This is a genomic window from Streptomyces sp. NPDC006208 (assembly GCF_040613775.1).
Lineage (GTDB): Bacteria > Actinomycetota > Actinomycetes > Streptomycetales > Streptomycetaceae > Streptomyces.
Genome location: NZ_JBEXSW010000001.1, coordinates 109869 through 125280 on the forward strand (window position 1 = coordinate 109869; position 15412 = coordinate 125280).

Below are 15412 nucleotides of genomic sequence, written 5' to 3' on the forward strand. Positions count from 1 at the left end.
TCGCTCGGGAACTCGACGTGCGGCCCAGGAGTACCAGAGGTAAGGACAATGCATACGGTACGTACGCGCGGACGGGTGGAGCGCATGGAACGCACAGATCGGGACAGGCCGGACGGCCCGGTTGTGGGCCTGGCGGCGCAGGACGGGGCGGGGGAGGACCCGTCCGCGGCGGTGGGCCGGCCGGCCTCCGCGAGGACGCGGACCCTGCCCCCCTTCGCGTACACGGAGGCCGACGAGGAGAAGCGGCGCGGTGTCCGCCGTATGAAGGCGACGGCGACCGGCCTGCTGCTCCTCGTCGCGCTGATCTTCGTCCTCGCCACCTGGGCGAAGAACGCGGGTCTGGGCGGCTGGGCCGGCTATGTCGCTGCCGCCGCGGAGGCGGGCATGGTCGGTGCCCTGGCCGACTGGTTCGCCGTCACCGCGCTCTTCCGCCACCCTCTGGGCCTCCCCATCCCGCACACCGCGATCATCCCCAACAAGAAGGACCAGCTCGGCGCCTCGCTCGGTTCCTTCGTCGGCGAGAACTTCCTCTCCGCAGATGTCGTACGCGCCCGTCTGCGCGGGCTCGGCATCGGCGGCCGTCTCGGCGCATGGCTGGCGGAGCCGGCCCATGCCGACCGGGTCACCGCCGAGCTCGCCACCGCCCTGCGCGGCGCCCTGGCGGTGCTGCGCGACTCCGACGTCCAGGCGGTCGTCGGCGAGGCGATCACCCGCCGCGCGGAGAGTGCGGAGATCGCCCCCGGCATAGGAAAGACCCTGGAGAAGGTCGTGGCCGACGGCGCCCACCACCGCGCGGTCGACCTGGTCTGTGCCCGCGCGCACGACTGGCTGGTGCTGCACTCGGACTCGGTGATGGACGCGGTGGAGGGCGGCGCCCCGGGCTGGACCCCGCGTTTCGTCGACAGGAAGGTCGGCGAGCGTGTCTACAAGGAGCTGGTGCGCTTCGTCACCGAGATGCGCGACATGCCGGGCCACCCGGCGCGGCGTGCGATCGACCGGTTCCTGACGGACTTCGCGGCGGATCTGCAGTCGGACACGGACACGCGCGTACGTGTGGAGCGGATGAAGTCCGATCTGGTGTCGCGTCCGGAGGTGCAGGACGTGATCGCGTCGGCCTGGGCCTCCATTCGCACCATGATCCTCTCGGCGGCGGAGGACGACCGCAGCGAACTGCGGCTGCGTGCCCGCGCCTCCTTGCTCTCCCTGGGGGCGCGCCTCGCCACGGACGGCCGGCTCCAGGCGAAGGTGGAGGGCTGGGTGGAGGAAACGGCGGTGTACGTGGTCACCACGTACCGCACGGAGATCACGTCGCTGATCTCGGACACCGTCGCGAGCTGGGACGCGGAGCACACCTCGCGCAAGATCGAGGCGCACATCGGGCGGGATCTGCAGTTCATCAGGATCAACGGAACGGTGGTCGGCGCGCTGGCCGGCCTGGTGATCTACACCCTCGCCCACGCGTTGGGCGCGTGACCGGTCCCTGCCTGACGGTCACGCGCCCAACGCCCTTCATGGGGAGGTGTCCTGTAGTACGTGAGGGGCTCGCGGAGCGTTCAGATGTTCTGCGAATGTCTTCCCACCGGGTCCGGCCGCGGCGGTACGGGAGGTTGCCCGGCCTCGTGCCACGGCACCTCGGCGGGCCGGGTGAACGTGTGGTCGGCTGACCGCGTATCAGTACCCGAACCGGTCACGCCCCGCCCCTGGAGGGAAGCCCTATGCGCAGCGTCGGGATCACGCCCCTGCTCGCCGCCCCGCTGGTGGGGTTCGCGCTGCTCTCGATGGCCGTGTGCGGGGTCTCGGGCGGCTCCGGATCACCGGACGGGGCGGCCGCGGCCGCATCGGGCGCCGTTGCGGTGCACACCGGGGGGCCTGGGGTCGATGCCCCCACGACGGCTTCGCTCACCACAGTGGAGTCGGACCTCGGCGCGATCCTGGTCGACACCGAGGGCCGCACCCGCCACGGCTTCACCGAGGACGAGCAGGCTGCGGCCACTTGCGACGCAGGATGCGTCGCGGTCCGACCGGCGCTCCCCTTTGACCTCTCGGATCCTTCGGACCTCTGGGAACCTTCGGACTCCTCGGCCAAGGACATCACGGCGGTCGGGGCCGCCGACCCCGCCCTGCTGAACGTGCACGGCTGAGCAAGAGCGCGGCAAAGGACGCCAGTTCGCCGCTCATTCACATGCGACGCCGTCCCCGTCCCGGTCGAGGTGTCGCCCGTATCCGGGATCCCCGGTCCGGATCGGAGCGGCACCCGCGGCCCGCACGGCGGAGCAGTTGGCGTAGTACGTGCTTCCCGAGCCCCCTCCGCTCCCTCCGCTGCCCCCTGTCGTCCCGCCTCCGGACGACTCGCACCCCACTCCGTCCCCGTCCCGGTCCAGGTGGGACCCGTACCCCGGATCTCCTGTGCGGATGGGGCCGGCTCCTGCCGCCCGGACGGCGTCGCAATTGGTGTACGACACCTTGGGTTTCGCGGGCTTGGGCGTGGGCCTCGGGGCCGGTGTGGGCTTCGCGACGGTGATCCGTACGACCGCGGTTCCGACGAGAGGCGTCGCTTCGTCCACCGTGACGCGGTAGGCGAATTCGTCCTCGCCCCCGTACCCGTCGGAGGAGGTGTAGACGATGGTCTCCCCGTCGACCCGGGCGGTGCCGTGCTGCGGCTGAGTGTCGACGGTGAGGGTGAACTCCCCTGTCGTCCAAGCCGTTTCGAGGGCTTCTGGGGTGCCGTTGGTGAGCGTGACGGAGTCGTTCGCGAGCACATCGACCACGAGTTCCTTCCCCGCGTCCGCGTCCGTGGCGTGAGGGGAACGGTCGATCATGTGGAGGAAATATGTCCTGCCGGGCGGTTTCGATGGCCACCCTCACTCCGGACGGCCTCGCGATCCCGAGGTCCCGCCCGCGCGCCCGCTCAGTTCTTCGTCGGCGCGCTCCGTGCAGCCCCTTCGGCAGAGCACTCCGGTCCCGCGGCGAGATACGCCCAAGGGCGTTGCCGTCCGCCGGTCACGGCGGCGATTCCGGTCTCGTCGTAGCGGGAAGTCGCAAGGGACCAGGCCAGATTGCCGGTCATCAGATGGCCCATGCCCTCCACGTAGTGGTCGATGTGGCCGCGCACCTCCGGCAGTACGCCCCGTTCGCTCAGCGTCTTGGGAAGGTCCAGGGCGAGCCGTGCGAAGCGGGCCGTCCGCGCGTTGGCGAGGGCGGCGATGCACTCGACGGACTGCGCCAGGGTGCAGCCCTTCTGCTCGCGCAGGACGACGACGCTGTTGTTCACGTCCCCGGCCGCCAGTTCCTTGACGAGCGAGACGATGTCGTTGACGAAGATCACCACATCGCCGGTGATCTCGCGCATCTCCCGCAGCGGAAAGGAGCCGTGCAGCTCGTCCGGAAGGAAGTAGCCACCGCACCGCTCGGTGAAATCGAGACAGGGCTGTACGCCTATGGAGTCCCGCCGGACCTCGAGGAACTGCTCCAGAGTGGGCAGGCGGTCCGCGTTCCGGTTGTGCGCCTCCCCCTGATAGGCAGCCATGTAGGCGCGCCAGTGGGTGCGGAACCGATTCTGCCAGCCGTACGGTGTGCCGGCCGTGGCCCGGCGCCAGATGTCCCGGAACGCCCGGACGAGTGGCGTGCCGGGCGCTCCCAGCGGGCCGGACGCACCGGACGGCCGGGATGTGCCGCTCGCCGCCATGGTCCGTCCGAGGGTGTCCACCAGGCGCTCGATCGCCTCGGGCCGCAGCCCCAGCCCGCCGTCGAACTGGTCGTCGAAGATGAAGAACCAGGCGTTGAAGTCCGCAGCGAGTTCGAGGTCGTTGCCGGTGGCGTCCGGGTAGAAGTACGCCATCAACCGCTCGAGCCGCAGCGTGTCGTACTCCGCCGTCGCGGCTTCCTCCGTCAGCAGACCCGTCTCCTGCAGCCACTGGAGGGTGTGCCGTCGTGCGCGCTCCGCATGCGGGCTGAACCGGGCGGGGAACGGAATCCTGATGGCGGCCGTTCGCCGGGTAGGGTCCGCGGTCACCTGGTAGTGGCCGGAAGCCATCGCGTTCGCCATACGCACCCCCTGGGTGTCACGGCACGTCCCATCGGCTCGGCGGTCAACGCCTGGCGCGTTTTCGCGCCCTACGAGGCTAGGTGCGGCGCCACCTGAACGGCCGTGATCGACGGGTGTGATGGGGTGTGCAACCGGCGTACGCGACGGCGTGCGCGCCCCCACATGAGGCGCTTGGGGAACGTGGGGAGAGAGGGGACCCGCCGCAGGGGCGCCGGGACCACCGGAATCCGCCCTTCTCGGCCGGCAGAACCTCCGTGAGGGGCTACGGAGCGGCTCCGCGGGCGTAGGCTTCCCGTGTACTCGGGGACGACACACGGTCGAAGGAACTGATGTGGCCTACACGGGAGACCGGCAGGGGCGAACACGCCGACTACTGCTGGAGCGGGATACTGAACTCGCCGCAGTGGACGCCCTGTTGACTGAACTGAGGGCCTCGCCCACCGGCCCGGTCGCACCCGGAACGGGCGGCTTACTGGCCTTCGCCGGGCCGGCCGGACTCGGCAAGACCACCCTTCTGACCGAGGTGCGCAGGAGGGCCGTGGCCCGGGGCTGCACGGTGCTCTTCGCCCGCGGAGGAGAGCACGAACAGGGCGTGGCGTTCCATGTCGTACGCCAGCTCGTCCAGCCCGTGCTCGCGACAGGGACCGAGAAGGAACATCGCAGGATACTGGGCAGTTGGTACGACATCGTCGCCCCCGCGGTGGGCCTGGTGGCGGGGAACAGCAACGGCTCACCCGATCCGCAGGGCGTGCGGGACGGCCTGGACTGGATCGCCACCCGCTTCGCCGTGCAGCATGCGCCGCTGGTGGTCGTGCTGGACGACGCCCACTGGGCCGACGCCGAGTCGCTGGCCTGGCTCACCGGCTTCGCGCCGCGCGTCAGCGAGCTGCCGATGCTGCTCGTCGTGGCGTACCGCTCCGACGAACTCCCCGCCGACGCGGCGGCGTTCGCCAAGCTTGCCGAACGCGACGGGTCGCACCCCTTCGCCCTCGTACCGTTCACACCCGGCGCGGTCAGCCGCATCGTCCGGGACACCCTCGGCGAAGAGGCCGACGAGGGCTTCTGCCGCGAGACGTGGGCGGTCACCGGCGGGAACCCGTTCGAGACCGTCGAACTCGCCGCCAAGGTCGCCGACCGCGGACTCAAACCGCAGGTCGTCCATGTTCCCGAACTGCGGGAGCTCGCATCGGCGGTGAAGGGCAGCGGGCTCGTCGACCGGCTGGAGCGGCTCGGCACCTCCGCCGTCCGGTTCGCCTGGAGCGCCGCCGTGCTGGGCGGCGAGGCGTCCCGGAGCCTGGCCGCGAGCGTCGGCGGGCTCGGCGAGGCCGAATCCGCCGACGCCGTCGCCCGGCTGCGCGAAGCCCGTATCCTCGCCGCCCCGGCTCCCGACGCTCCCGACGCCGACCGGCTGGAGTTCTTCCACCCGCTGGTCGCCACCGCCGTCTACCGGGCGATTCCCTCGGCGTTCCGTGTCGCCATGCACGGCCAGGCCGCCGCGGTCGTCTCGGGCGCCGGTCTGGGCGCCGCCACCGCTGCCCGGCACCTGCTGGAGGTCCACCCCGAGAGCGACCCCTGGGCCGTGCGGCAGCTGCGCGAAGCCGCCCGCGAGTACCTCAGGGCGGGCGCTCCCGAGGCGGCGCGGCGCTGTCTCGCCCGGGCACTGCGCGAGCCGCCCGCCCTGGACGAGCGGGCCGACGTGCTCTTCGAACTCGGCTGCTCCGCCCTGCTGACCGAACCGGCGACCACGGTCAACCATCTGCGGGCCGCCCTGGACGAGCCTGTGCTCGACCCGGCCCTGCGCGAGGCGATCGTCTACCGGCTGGCGCAGGCCCTCGGCCACTCGGACCGGATGGCCGAGGCCGCCGAGACGGTCGCCGTTGCGGCCCGCGGAGCCACCGACGCCAGGACCCGGCTGCGCATGCAGGCGGAGCAGTTCATGTGGAACGCCTTCCGCGCCGACGAACAGGACTCGCCGGCCCGCTCCCGCAGGCTGGCCCGGCTCGCCCACCATCTCTCCGGCCGGGGCCTCGCGGAGCGGTACATCCTGGGGCTGCGTGCCTGGGACGCCATGGTGCGCGGCGAGCCCGCGGCCACGGCGCTCCACTACGCGGAGGAAGCGCTCGGCGACGGCCTCAAGTGGACCGACGACCAGTGGGGTTTCGAGGTCCCGGTCCTGGTCGCGCTCACCTTCATGTACTGCGACCAGCCCGGGCGGGCGGAGGAGCTCTTCAACAAGGGCATCGCGGAATGTGAGAAGAAGGGCTGGCGCGGCGCCCATCTGTCCTTCGGCTTCACCCTTCTCGGCTACATCCGCTACCGCCGCGGGCGCCTCGACGAGGCCGAGACCCTGGTCCGCGGCGGACTGCGGATCGCCGACCGGGTCGGGCACCAGGTGCCCGCGCAGTACTTCGCCATCGGCATCCTCATCGAGATCCTGCTCGCCCGCGGCCGCACCCAGGACGCCCACGAGCTCGCCACCCGGTACAGCTACGGCGATGTCGTGCCCAGCGCCGTGGTGTACCCGGACTCCCAGACCGTCCACAGCGAGCTGCTGCTGGCCCTCGGCATGCGCCGGGAGGCCGAACAGCAGCTCGCCCGGGTCGGACTGCGGCTCGAACCGCGCGGGATACGCAACCCCGCCTGGTGCCCCTGGCAGCTCCACCTGGCCCAGGCGGTGGACGACCCGGAACGGGCCCTCGAGTTCGCCACCGAAGGCCTTGGCAGAGCCCGCCGGTTCGGTACCCCGTCCGCCATCGGGCAGGCCTTGCGCGCCATGGCCTCGGTGGTCCAGGGGGCTCAGCGGGTCACCCTGCTGGCCGAGGCCGTCGAGCACCTCGAGCGCTCCCCTTCCGGCTACGACCTGGCGTGTGCGCTGGTGGACCACGGCGTCGCACTGCGCCGCGCCGGTCTGCCGCAGGAGGCCGCAGAGCGGCTCCACCGTGGTCTGGAAGGCGCCGTGCAGTGCGGGGCCGACGCACTCGCGACGCGGGCCCGCGAGGAACTGGACGCGGCCGGCCTGTGGCCGCTCCAGCTGCGCACCGCGGCAACGGAGTCCCTCACCGCCCAGGAACGGACGGTGGCGGAGTGGGCTGCGCGCGGCTGGTCGACGACCCGCATCGCGGAAGAACTGGGCGCCCAGGCCCCGGTGGTGACGCGCCTGCTGTCGGACGTGTACCGCAAGGTCGGCTCGGACCAGGCGGGACTGCCGGGGTTGATCGGGAGGCAGGCGGGGGAGCGGCCGACGCCGGGTGACTGAACGGCGGTGGCGTGGCATCCGACAGGTGTGGCGTTGGTCCGTCGGCGTCGGCTCAGTAGCCGATGGTGAAGCGGCGCTGGACGAAGCGGGGCAGTTCCGCCTCTTCGACGAGTGCGACGGCCGCGTCCGCCACGGAGATGCGGCTGCGCCCGTCTGCGTCGAGAACCGGCTGATCGCCGCCGGTCCGGAACCGAGCGGTGCGGGCGGAGCTGCTGTCGACGGTCTCTCCTCGCACCAGGAGCGTGGAGGCGCGGAGTCCGTTCGGCATTGGCCCAGCGGCCCGCAGGGGCGCTGAGGTGCGCAACCTCCGGGACCTATCGGCGGCGCGAGTAGCAGGTGAGATGCCGCCAGTTGTCGGGACGTGCCCCCGACGCAGAGAACTGGGGGATGCGTTCGGCATGCCCCTTGATCGGCTTGCCGCACACGACGCAGAAACGGATGCCGCTCTCCGTCGTCATTACTTCGTCCCCTTGCTGTGGCGCGTGCAGGCGCGGGGAAACCACCGAGTGACCCCGTCGGCGACGCCAAGCCTCCGGGGTCCGAGGTCGATCGCGGTGTGCGGAGTCAGGACGATGCCGCACCACACGCAGTCCATGCCGCGCTGTTGCCGCTGCGACAGCGTGCCGATCGGCGGCAGCAGTCTGCCTCGAGTGATCATCTGGATGCCCTCCGCTGGGAGCAGCCTGCGACGCGAGCGCAGGCGGACGGCTACGGCTGCCGATGAGCATGGGGACGTGATGCGTGCGCACTCCAGCAGCGCGCATCGAAGTGCGCACAGTCTTTCGAGGACAAAGCTGGCTGACGAGCGGCCTTGGTTCCGAGTCGCTCCGGAAAAATACTGATGCACATCAGCGCACAGCACCGCCGGCGAGCCCGTGATCCGCATCCCCGCCTGGCTCTCCTTGAAGTGAGCTTCATACGGCATCAGTTGGGCGACTTGGACGCGATGACCGCACTACTCGACTGGTGATGCACAAGCACACGGCTTGACACTGATGACGATTCCGGAGGGCAGCTCTGTTCACGATTCCGTGAACGATCTGCGTGCCGCGGCAGGCTGCCCCCGAATCGGTCTCACGGGTGAGCGCCGATTACCGGTGAAGCCCCGGCCTTCGGCAGGATGGGCGCCATGACCGAAATCCGCACCCCCCGCCTCATCCTGCGTCGCTGGCACGACGACGACCTCGCGCCTATGGCGGAGATCAACGAGGACCCGCAGGTCATGCAGTGGATCGACGACGGCTCGGTGCGCGACCTGGACCAGACCACGGAGGACATCGAGCGGTGGGAGGAGGACTGGGACGAGGAGGGCTTCGGCCTCTTCGCGGTCGAGCTGCTGGCCTCGGGCGAACTGGCCGGCTTCACGGGTCTGTCCGTACCCGAGTTCCTGCCGGAGGTGCTGCCCGCCGTGGCGATCAGCTGGCGGTTCGGCTCACAGTTCTGGGGCCAGGGATACGCGTCCGAAGCCGCCCACGCCACACTGGAGTTCGCGCTCCAGGACCGCGGTCTCGACCGCGTCATCAGCATCATCCGCGTGGGTGACGACGCCTCCGAGAACGTCATCCGCAAGCTCGGCATGGAGCTGGAGCGCGAGACGGAACACCCGGAGTACGGCTATCCGGTGCACGTTCACAGCATCGATCTCACCGAGTTCCAGGCGTGAACCGTCCGAGGCGACGGTTCAATACGCGACAGCCGACTGCTGTCCACACATCCTCGACCGCCGTTGACCGCCACACTGCGGGGAGCCAGTCCGGCGAGCATGGTGTCGCGGTCGCGGCCCATGCCTGCGGCGAGGGTGTGGACGCTCAGCTGACCGGCTGCAGTCTCCGTCGCCACGGGTGTTCCGGGGCGGTTGTGTTGAGGGCACCCAGCAGCCATTCGCGTTGGGCCGTGTCCAGCAGTGGGAAGACGGCGTCGAAATCCACCTCGTCCTTGTCCCGGGTCTGCTTCGCCTTGTAGAACAGCTGGACTTCAGGCGCGAGGTACGGCACGCCTTGGGCAGTAACGCGGCCGAGACGGGTGAGGGGCAGCCGGACACGTGGGTCACGCCTGGACACCCAGTCCTCTCCGTCGGCTTCCTCCAGCATGAGCTGTACCGACCAGTGCGCTCCGGGCGTTCGGCGACACCAGATGTCGTGGAGGGGTTCTTGGAGTACCTCCCCAGTGATCCACGCTCTGAGCTGCCCCGCGCCTGGCGGATCAGCAACCTGGAGGTCCCAGCCGGTCAAGCGTTCCCGAGCGCGCAACTGATCTTGTCGCAGTACGAGGATGTCAAGGTCCCCATGAGGCCGAAGCTCGCGCCCGACGGCGAGCTCAATGGCGTAGCCACCCGCGATCCACCACGGAAAGTCGGCACTCTGGAGGAGTTCGGCCCTCTCGTCGGGCAGAGCCGGACGCCAGTCACCGAGGTTCTTTCCAGTCACAAGGCCATCGTGTCAGCGCCGGTGGCCATCGGGGCCGACACTTGCCCTGGGCATTGGGTCCGTAGACGATCTCCCCTGAAGTAGTCGGGCCGTCCGTAGCCTCATTGAGTCCCTGGGTGTGAAAGCAATGCAGGAACAGGCGGGGTGCCGCCAGTTGTCGGGACGGGCGCCAGACGCGGAGAACTGGGGGAGGCACTCGGCCTGCCCGTCGATCAGCTCGTCGCACACGACGCAGAAACGGATGCCGCCCTCGTTCGTCATGACCCGGCCCCCGATCTGTGGCGCGTGCAGGCGCGCGGGAACCACTGGGTCACCCTGTCGGCAATGCGGAGCCTCCGCGGTCCGAGGTCGATCGCATTGCGCGGAGTCAGGACGATGCCGCACCACACGCAGTCCATGCCGCGCTGCTGCCGCTGAGACAGCTCACCGATCGGCGGCAGCTGTCTGTCTCGAGTGGTCATCTGCGTGCCCCTCCACATGACGTGGCCTGCGACGCGAGCACAGGCGGACGGCTACGGCTGCCGCTGAACCTAATGACGTGATGCGCGCGCACTCCAGTCATGTGCAGCAATGTGCGCACGGTCATGCAGAGAGCGAAGCTGGCTGGTTTGTCGCCTTGACCGTGCAGCGGTGCTGAAAGAGATTGATGCACATCAGCGCACGCTGGAAGGGAGAACAGTCATGGCCTTACAGTTCATCGGCATCGACCCCGACACAGGGCAGAGTGGTTCACCGACAGCTTGGGTCGACCTGGAGAACGCCGACATCGTGCTCCAGAGCTACACCGCTGACGAAGCCACGCGGGCCCAGTGCGTGGAGAACACCGCACCGGGGCACGCCAAGGGGATCCCGACCCACGAGACCGTGATCCGCGTCCCCGTCCGCCTGGTGCCCATGCTGAGGGAGGCCTGCGATGCCGCAGAACGAGCTGCGCTTTAACGACCTGCTGGAAGCTGCGCAGCACTCCGCCGTGCATCTGGAAATGCGGGACGCGTACGGAGTCGGCGATGAAGCAGAGGACTTCACGCAGTGGTTGGAGACAAGCCGACGGGACTCCGACCCCGGCTCCGCCTACTGGGCGCCCTGGGTCGACCTGATCTCTCGGGCCAAGAGCCGCGGTGTTGTCGTGCGCCGCGCCCGCATCATCTCCGAACCGGTCACCGACTACATCCGCTACGAGCACGCCGGCACGAGCGTCAACGTCCACGCCGGCGAAGAGGTGCGGTGGCTGCCCCGGCGCCAGGCCGTCGACTTGCTGCTGCCCGGCTGCGACCTGTGGATCTTCGATGGCGCACAGGTACTGTTCAACCACTTCACCGGCGACGGGGGCTGGGCATCGCCGCCGCTTGAACTACGCACCGAACCCAGCCTCGTCAAGCAGTGCGCGGACGCCTTCGAAGCGGTATGGGACCGTGCCACCCCGCACGGTCAGTACGAGATCCGCTGACAGGAAGTACCGAACAGGCCGGCCCATGCCCATCTCCCCGTCGTCCTCCGCCCAAGCCGCCCGCGAGAACGTGGCGCGGCAGCTGCGCGACCTCCGAAGGGATGCCGGCCTCACGGTCGTCGAGCTGGCCACCCGGTGCGGCTGGCACCACGCCAAGACGTCCCGCATCGAGAACGCCAAGACACCGCCTTCACCGACGGACATCCGCCTGTGGTGCCGAACCTGCGATGCCGTCGACCAGGCACCCGACCTGATTGCGTCATCGCGGGACGCTGAGTCCCTGTACACGGAGTGGCGGCGCCGGGTCCGCACAGGGCTGCGGCAACTGCAGGAGAGCTACGTTCACCTCTACCGGTCCACGGCCCTGTTCCGCGTGTACTCCCCGACCCTGGTACCCGGACTTCTGCAGACCGAAGGCTACGCGCGTGCCCTGCTGAGCACGAACGCCCGCCTCCTGGACATCCCCGACGACGCGGAGCAGGCCGCGACCGCGCGAACGGACCGGTCCCGGATCATTCACGAGGCCGGGCACCGATTCGTCCTGCTCATCGAAGAGGGTGTGCTGCGCTACCAGTTGGGTGACGCGGACGCGATGGCCGCACAACTCGGTTACCTGCTCACCGTCGGGGCCCTCCCGGCGGTGTCGCTCGGAATCATCCCTATGGCGACCCGGGAGCGGGCTCTGTGGCCGCAGGAGGTCTTCCACGTGTACGACGACACGCTCGTGTCGGTGGAGCTGCTGTCGGCGCAGGTGAACATTACGCAGCCGTCGGAGATTGCCCTGTATCTCGAGGCGTTCGAAGAGCTCAGGAGCATGGCGGTCTACGGGCAGGCTGCGCGCGCCCTGATCGTCAGGGCGATCGACGCGCTCAACTGACCGCGCGGGGCTCAGCCCGTCAGGGAAGCCGAGGGCGCTGAACGGTCGAGTACGCCCCGGCATCGAACGGAAGGATCTGCACCGAGACGGCTATCGCCCCGTCCGCTTCGAGGCGGGTGGAGCAGTCGACTTCACAGACGTCCGGGCGCTGGCTCGATCAGGTGCGCAGGTAGGAGTGGATCGCCGAGGCAATGGCAGTGCCGAGTGGGATGGGTACCGCATTGCCGATCTGAGTCGCGATGTCCGTCTTCGAACCGCACCAGCGAAATCCGGATGGAAAACCCTGGATCCGTGCGGCCTCGTAATGGGTGATCGGGCGCGCCTCTGTCGGGTGGAGGTAGCGACCCTTCTCGGGCTTGAAGAACTCGGTTCGAATGGTGACAGACGGCTCGCCCAGTCGCAGCCGTCCCATCACGTCGCCGGTACCGGTGTTGTGGTTGTCCCAGCTGTCGGTCGACAAGTAGTCGACGGACGTCCGAACGTCCGGGGGGTTCGGGTTGTCGAAGATGTGGATCTCGCCACACTCGTCCACCGTGAACCACTTGCCGCGTAGGTCCTTGCGATTTCCCCCCGGGGGGATGGCGCTGTAGCGCGCCATGGACAGCGGCCTCGGATTACGGCCGAAGTGGAGATCGGAAGTCGTGAAAGCACCAGGGATCATCGCGTCGATCTCAGCGATGTACTCCTTGACGTCCGGCAGTTCTGTGCCTTGGAGCGCGAGCCGTTTGGATTCGTCGAAAACGCTGTCCACGGCTTCCCAGTACGAGGGCGGGGCGGCGTCGAAGACGTCGAGCGGCTGGGGGGAGATGCCCGTGCTGTGCTTCGGGCGCCGGACATGGGTCGGGGCGGGGTACGCCAACGTGCGGCCGTCAACTATGTCGCGGCGCACACCGATGACGATGGCTCGCCGCCGTGCTTGGGCTGCACCGTAGTCGGCGGAGTTGAGGAGATAGCGCTTGATCTTCTGCTCGTCCGTCTCGCTCGGCTGGTGGCCGGGAGGATCGACGAGCTGGTACTCGGCCAGCAGGCCGCCTTCTTCCACCTGAGCCAACAGATTACGAAATTCGTCCGACTTGAGAAAACGGTCGACGTTTTCGATGACGAAGACCTTTGGGCGAATTTCTGCAACGATGCGGACGTATTCCTCCCAGAGGCGATTTCGCTCGCTGCCCTTCTTTGCACGGTTCAAGGCTGAAAACCCCTGGCAGGGGGGTCCTCCGACCACCACGTCCGCGTGGAGGGCCTCCGGTGTTGGTTCCCACTCCTCGATTTCCCCGAAGTGGATACGGGTGGGCGGGAGCTTCCTGTCCAGCCGGCCACTTCCGAAGTTTGCGGCGTAAGTGGCGGCTGCCGCAGCGTTGTGCTCGACGGCCGCGATGCTGTGGAAGGCCGGTTGGCCGACCGGAGCCCCCTTCGGCCGAAACTCGTGGAACCCCTGGGTGAACCCACCACAGCCAGCAAACAGATCAACAACGGTGATGGGCCTGAGGTCGACGGGGCGGGGCGTGTGCATGGGGTGATCCTAGCCTCGGAGAGCCGCGGCGATTGCCCGTCCGACGGCTGCTGCAAGAGGTGGAGGCATCGCGTGGCCGATCTGGCGGTATCTGGAGGTCTTGCCGCCGAAGAAGCGCCAGTCCGTCGGTATCGCCTGGATCATCGCGGTCTGGTCGACGGTCAGCTTGGGCATGCTGTCGGCTGGGAAGTCCGCGTCCGGTGGGGCGTCACCGAGGCTGTTGCCGTTCACGCCGAGCGCAGCCCACGCCTTCTTGCTGCCGGTGGGACCAAGATCGGCACCACCACGGCGGTCGGAGCCTCCGACGAGCGCCGGCGCAACGCGGTCTGCCCCCTTGATCCAGCGTTCTGCGCCGGTCCAGCCACTGGCGGACATGGAGGGGCCGAGTACCTGGCCGACGGTTGGAGGTGGCATATTGTCCGGCTCGGGCCAGGAGAATCGTGAGAAGTACGGCGCTTGAAGAGCGACCAGAAAGCCGCTGCTGCGGTTCTGTGGCACCCCGAAGTCCGCAGCATTGAGGACTCGCCAGCTCGATTGGTAGCCCGCATTCCGGAGCTCGTTCTCGATCCACGAGCGGTCGGTATCGAAGTTCGGGCTCTCGACCAGGTCCGGGACGTTCTCCAGAAGTACGGCCCTCGGTCTGATGTCGCGTGCCAGGCCGATCACAGCCCTGAGCACGCTGCGCTCTTCCTTGTCCTCGTCACGGCCGACAGTGGCCAAGGATTTCACGCGAGGGAGTCCACCACTGAGGAGATCGACGCCCAACGTCTCGGGGCGCATAGTGGGCTGGAATTGCACGACGTCCATGCAGACCACATCCCACTCCGGGCGGTTGAGGTCGATCGTGAAACAGGCATCGGCTTTGCTGTCTATGAGCAATACCGGGTCGAACCCGACACGCTCGAGCCCAAGGGCCTGCGCTCCGGTCCCGGCACAGATCTCCACCGATCTGAATCGACTGGGATCGGAAGACGCCGCCGGAGCAGGCTGGGGAGTCCGTGACTCCTCCCCCGGCGACGCGGTCGCGGACCGCTCATCAGCAGTGTGATTTCGGACGATGTCCTGCCCTGTCCGTGCGGTGCCGGCTCCGGCGGATGAGGCCGGGCGGCGCTGGGCATCGACGGACTCCCGAGCGACCGTGCGCAGTTCGTCAACCAAGGCATGCTCCTCGATGCCGTCGAAGAGCACGAACGGGGCGAGCCGGAGCAGTCTCTTGAGGAAGTCGCGGAGGGTCTCGCGTTCGTTGAGGCCCGCCAGGTCGAGGTCGTTCCAGACGCGGAGGATGGCTCGAACCATGTGCGGACTTCCGCCGAGCGCGGCTCGGCGTGCGTAAATCTGGTCGAAGGCGGCTTCGCCCAAAATTTTGAGAGCGCCGTACGGCGCTGGGGCGTCGGGGGAGCGCACGAGCTGGGCTCGCCACCACAGACGGCCGAAGACGTGCCGGGTGAGGTCCGTACCGAGGACACGGTCCTTCGGCGGCTGGGGGTAGCGCCAGAAGGCGACGTCCGGTAGCAGGACCAGGGCGAGGAATGCCCAGACGTCCCGGGAGGCGGCCTCGGCGGGAACCATTCCCATCTCGGCGTGCAGTAGAGCGGCGAGTTCGAGGTCGAAATCGGCGTTGCGCGTGCGGTCAGAGTCGTCCGGAAAGCCTGCACGTGCGGCGAGTTCGAGGACGCCTCCCCGTAGTTCCCGGAGTTGAGCAGCGGAAACACGGTCGCCGCCCGTTGCCACGTACACCGACGAGTCATGGGCGACGGCTACGCGACCGGTGAGTTCGCCGATCGTCAGCTGCCCGTACTCCGCGAAGAGTGGACCGGCCTGTTCGGCGAGCAACCGGGGGTAGAGGAA

The 15412-nt window shown here is 68.8% G+C and carries 14 protein-coding genes; 7 read left to right on the forward strand and 7 right to left on the reverse strand.

Annotated features, from left to right (window positions below):
- The first annotated feature begins 84 nt into the window (after positions 1–84).
- On the forward strand, positions 85–1473 hold the full coding sequence (locus tag ABZ208_RS00545; protein ID WP_356907363.1) for a DUF445 domain-containing protein: 1389 nt from the start codon (positions 85–87) through the stop codon (positions 1471–1473).
- A 242-nt stretch (positions 1474–1715) separates the two neighbouring features.
- The gene (locus tag ABZ208_RS00550) at positions 1716–2141 is read left to right on the forward strand and encodes a hypothetical protein (RefSeq protein ID WP_356907364.1); all 426 of its coding nucleotides are present in this window, start codon (positions 1716–1718) and stop codon (positions 2139–2141) included.
- A 33-nt stretch (positions 2142–2174) separates the two neighbouring features.
- Here the strand turns inward: ABZ208_RS00550 and ABZ208_RS00555 are convergent, their stop codons facing one another.
- Both ABZ208_RS00555 and ABZ208_RS00560 read right to left on the reverse strand, forming a co-directional pair.
- The gene (locus tag ABZ208_RS00555; protein WP_356907365.1) at positions 2175–2819 is read right to left on the reverse strand and encodes an excalibur calcium-binding domain-containing protein; all 645 of its coding nucleotides are present in this window, start codon (positions 2817–2819) and stop codon (positions 2175–2177) included.
- Positions 2820–2908: 89 nt separating this feature from the next.
- A complete protein-coding gene (locus tag ABZ208_RS00560; protein ID WP_356907366.1) occupies positions 2909–4045 on the reverse strand; it encodes an isoafricanol synthase in 1137 nt (378 codons plus the stop codon).
- Between the two features lie 415 nt (positions 4046–4460).
- Between ABZ208_RS00560 and ABZ208_RS00565 the strand changes: the two genes are divergently transcribed.
- The gene (locus ABZ208_RS00565; protein ID WP_356907367.1) at positions 4461–7301 is read left to right on the forward strand and encodes an AAA family ATPase; all 2841 of its coding nucleotides are present in this window, start codon (positions 4461–4463) and stop codon (positions 7299–7301) included.
- A 52-nt stretch (positions 7302–7353) separates the two neighbouring features.
- Here ABZ208_RS00565 and ABZ208_RS00570 read toward each other — a convergent pair whose 3' ends face one another.
- A complete protein-coding gene (locus ABZ208_RS00570) occupies positions 7354–7569 on the reverse strand; it encodes a hypothetical protein (protein WP_356907368.1) in 216 nt (71 codons plus the stop codon).
- A gap of 46 nt (positions 7570–7615) precedes the next feature.
- Positions 7616–7759 (reverse strand): hypothetical protein, encoded by a 144-nt coding sequence (locus ABZ208_RS00575; RefSeq protein WP_356907369.1) that lies wholly within the window; start codon positions 7757–7759, stop codon positions 7616–7618.
- Positions 7760–8430: 671 nt separating this feature from the next.
- On the opposite strand from ABZ208_RS00575, the gene ABZ208_RS00580 reads away from it, so the two are divergent.
- Positions 8431–8964 (forward strand): GNAT family N-acetyltransferase, encoded by a 534-nt coding sequence (locus tag ABZ208_RS00580; RefSeq protein ID WP_356907370.1) that lies wholly within the window; start codon positions 8431–8433, stop codon positions 8962–8964.
- 145 nt (positions 8965–9109) lie between these two features.
- Here ABZ208_RS00580 and ABZ208_RS00585 read toward each other — a convergent pair whose 3' ends face one another.
- Positions 9110–9691 carry an amino acid transporter gene (locus ABZ208_RS00585; RefSeq protein WP_356907504.1) on the reverse strand — a complete coding sequence of 194 codons (582 nt, stop codon included), beginning with the start codon at positions 9689–9691 and terminating at the stop codon, positions 9110–9112.
- A 717-nt stretch (positions 9692–10408) separates the two neighbouring features.
- Here ABZ208_RS00585 and ABZ208_RS00590 point away from each other — a divergent pair.
- From ABZ208_RS00590 to ABZ208_RS00600, 3 genes are read left to right on the forward strand one after another with little or no spacing between them, the layout of a single operon-like run.
- On the forward strand, positions 10409–10666 hold the full coding sequence (locus ABZ208_RS00590; RefSeq protein ID WP_356907371.1) for a hypothetical protein: 258 nt from the start codon (positions 10409–10411) through the stop codon (positions 10664–10666).
- On the forward strand, positions 10641–11174 hold the full coding sequence (locus ABZ208_RS00595) for a DUF6879 family protein (RefSeq protein ID WP_356907372.1): 534 nt from the start codon (positions 10641–10643) through the stop codon (positions 11172–11174). The genes ABZ208_RS00590 and ABZ208_RS00595 overlap by 26 nt, the downstream gene beginning before the upstream one ends.
- Before the next feature lie 25 nt (positions 11175–11199).
- Positions 11200–12051: a helix-turn-helix transcriptional regulator gene (locus ABZ208_RS00600; protein WP_356907373.1), complete on the forward strand. Its 852-nt coding sequence runs from the start codon at positions 11200–11202 to the stop codon at positions 12049–12051.
- 157 nt (positions 12052–12208) lie between these two features.
- On the opposite strand, the gene ABZ208_RS00605 is transcribed toward ABZ208_RS00600, so the two are convergent.
- Positions 12209–13564 (reverse strand): DNA cytosine methyltransferase, encoded by a 1356-nt coding sequence (locus tag ABZ208_RS00605; protein ID WP_356907374.1) that lies wholly within the window; start codon positions 13562–13564, stop codon positions 12209–12211.
- Between the two features lie 9 nt (positions 13565–13573).
- Positions 13574–15397 carry a DUF6339 family protein gene (locus ABZ208_RS00610; protein ID WP_356907375.1) on the reverse strand — a complete coding sequence of 608 codons (1824 nt, stop codon included), beginning with the start codon at positions 15395–15397 and terminating at the stop codon, positions 13574–13576.
- Between the last annotated feature and the right edge of the window lie 15 nt (positions 15398–15412).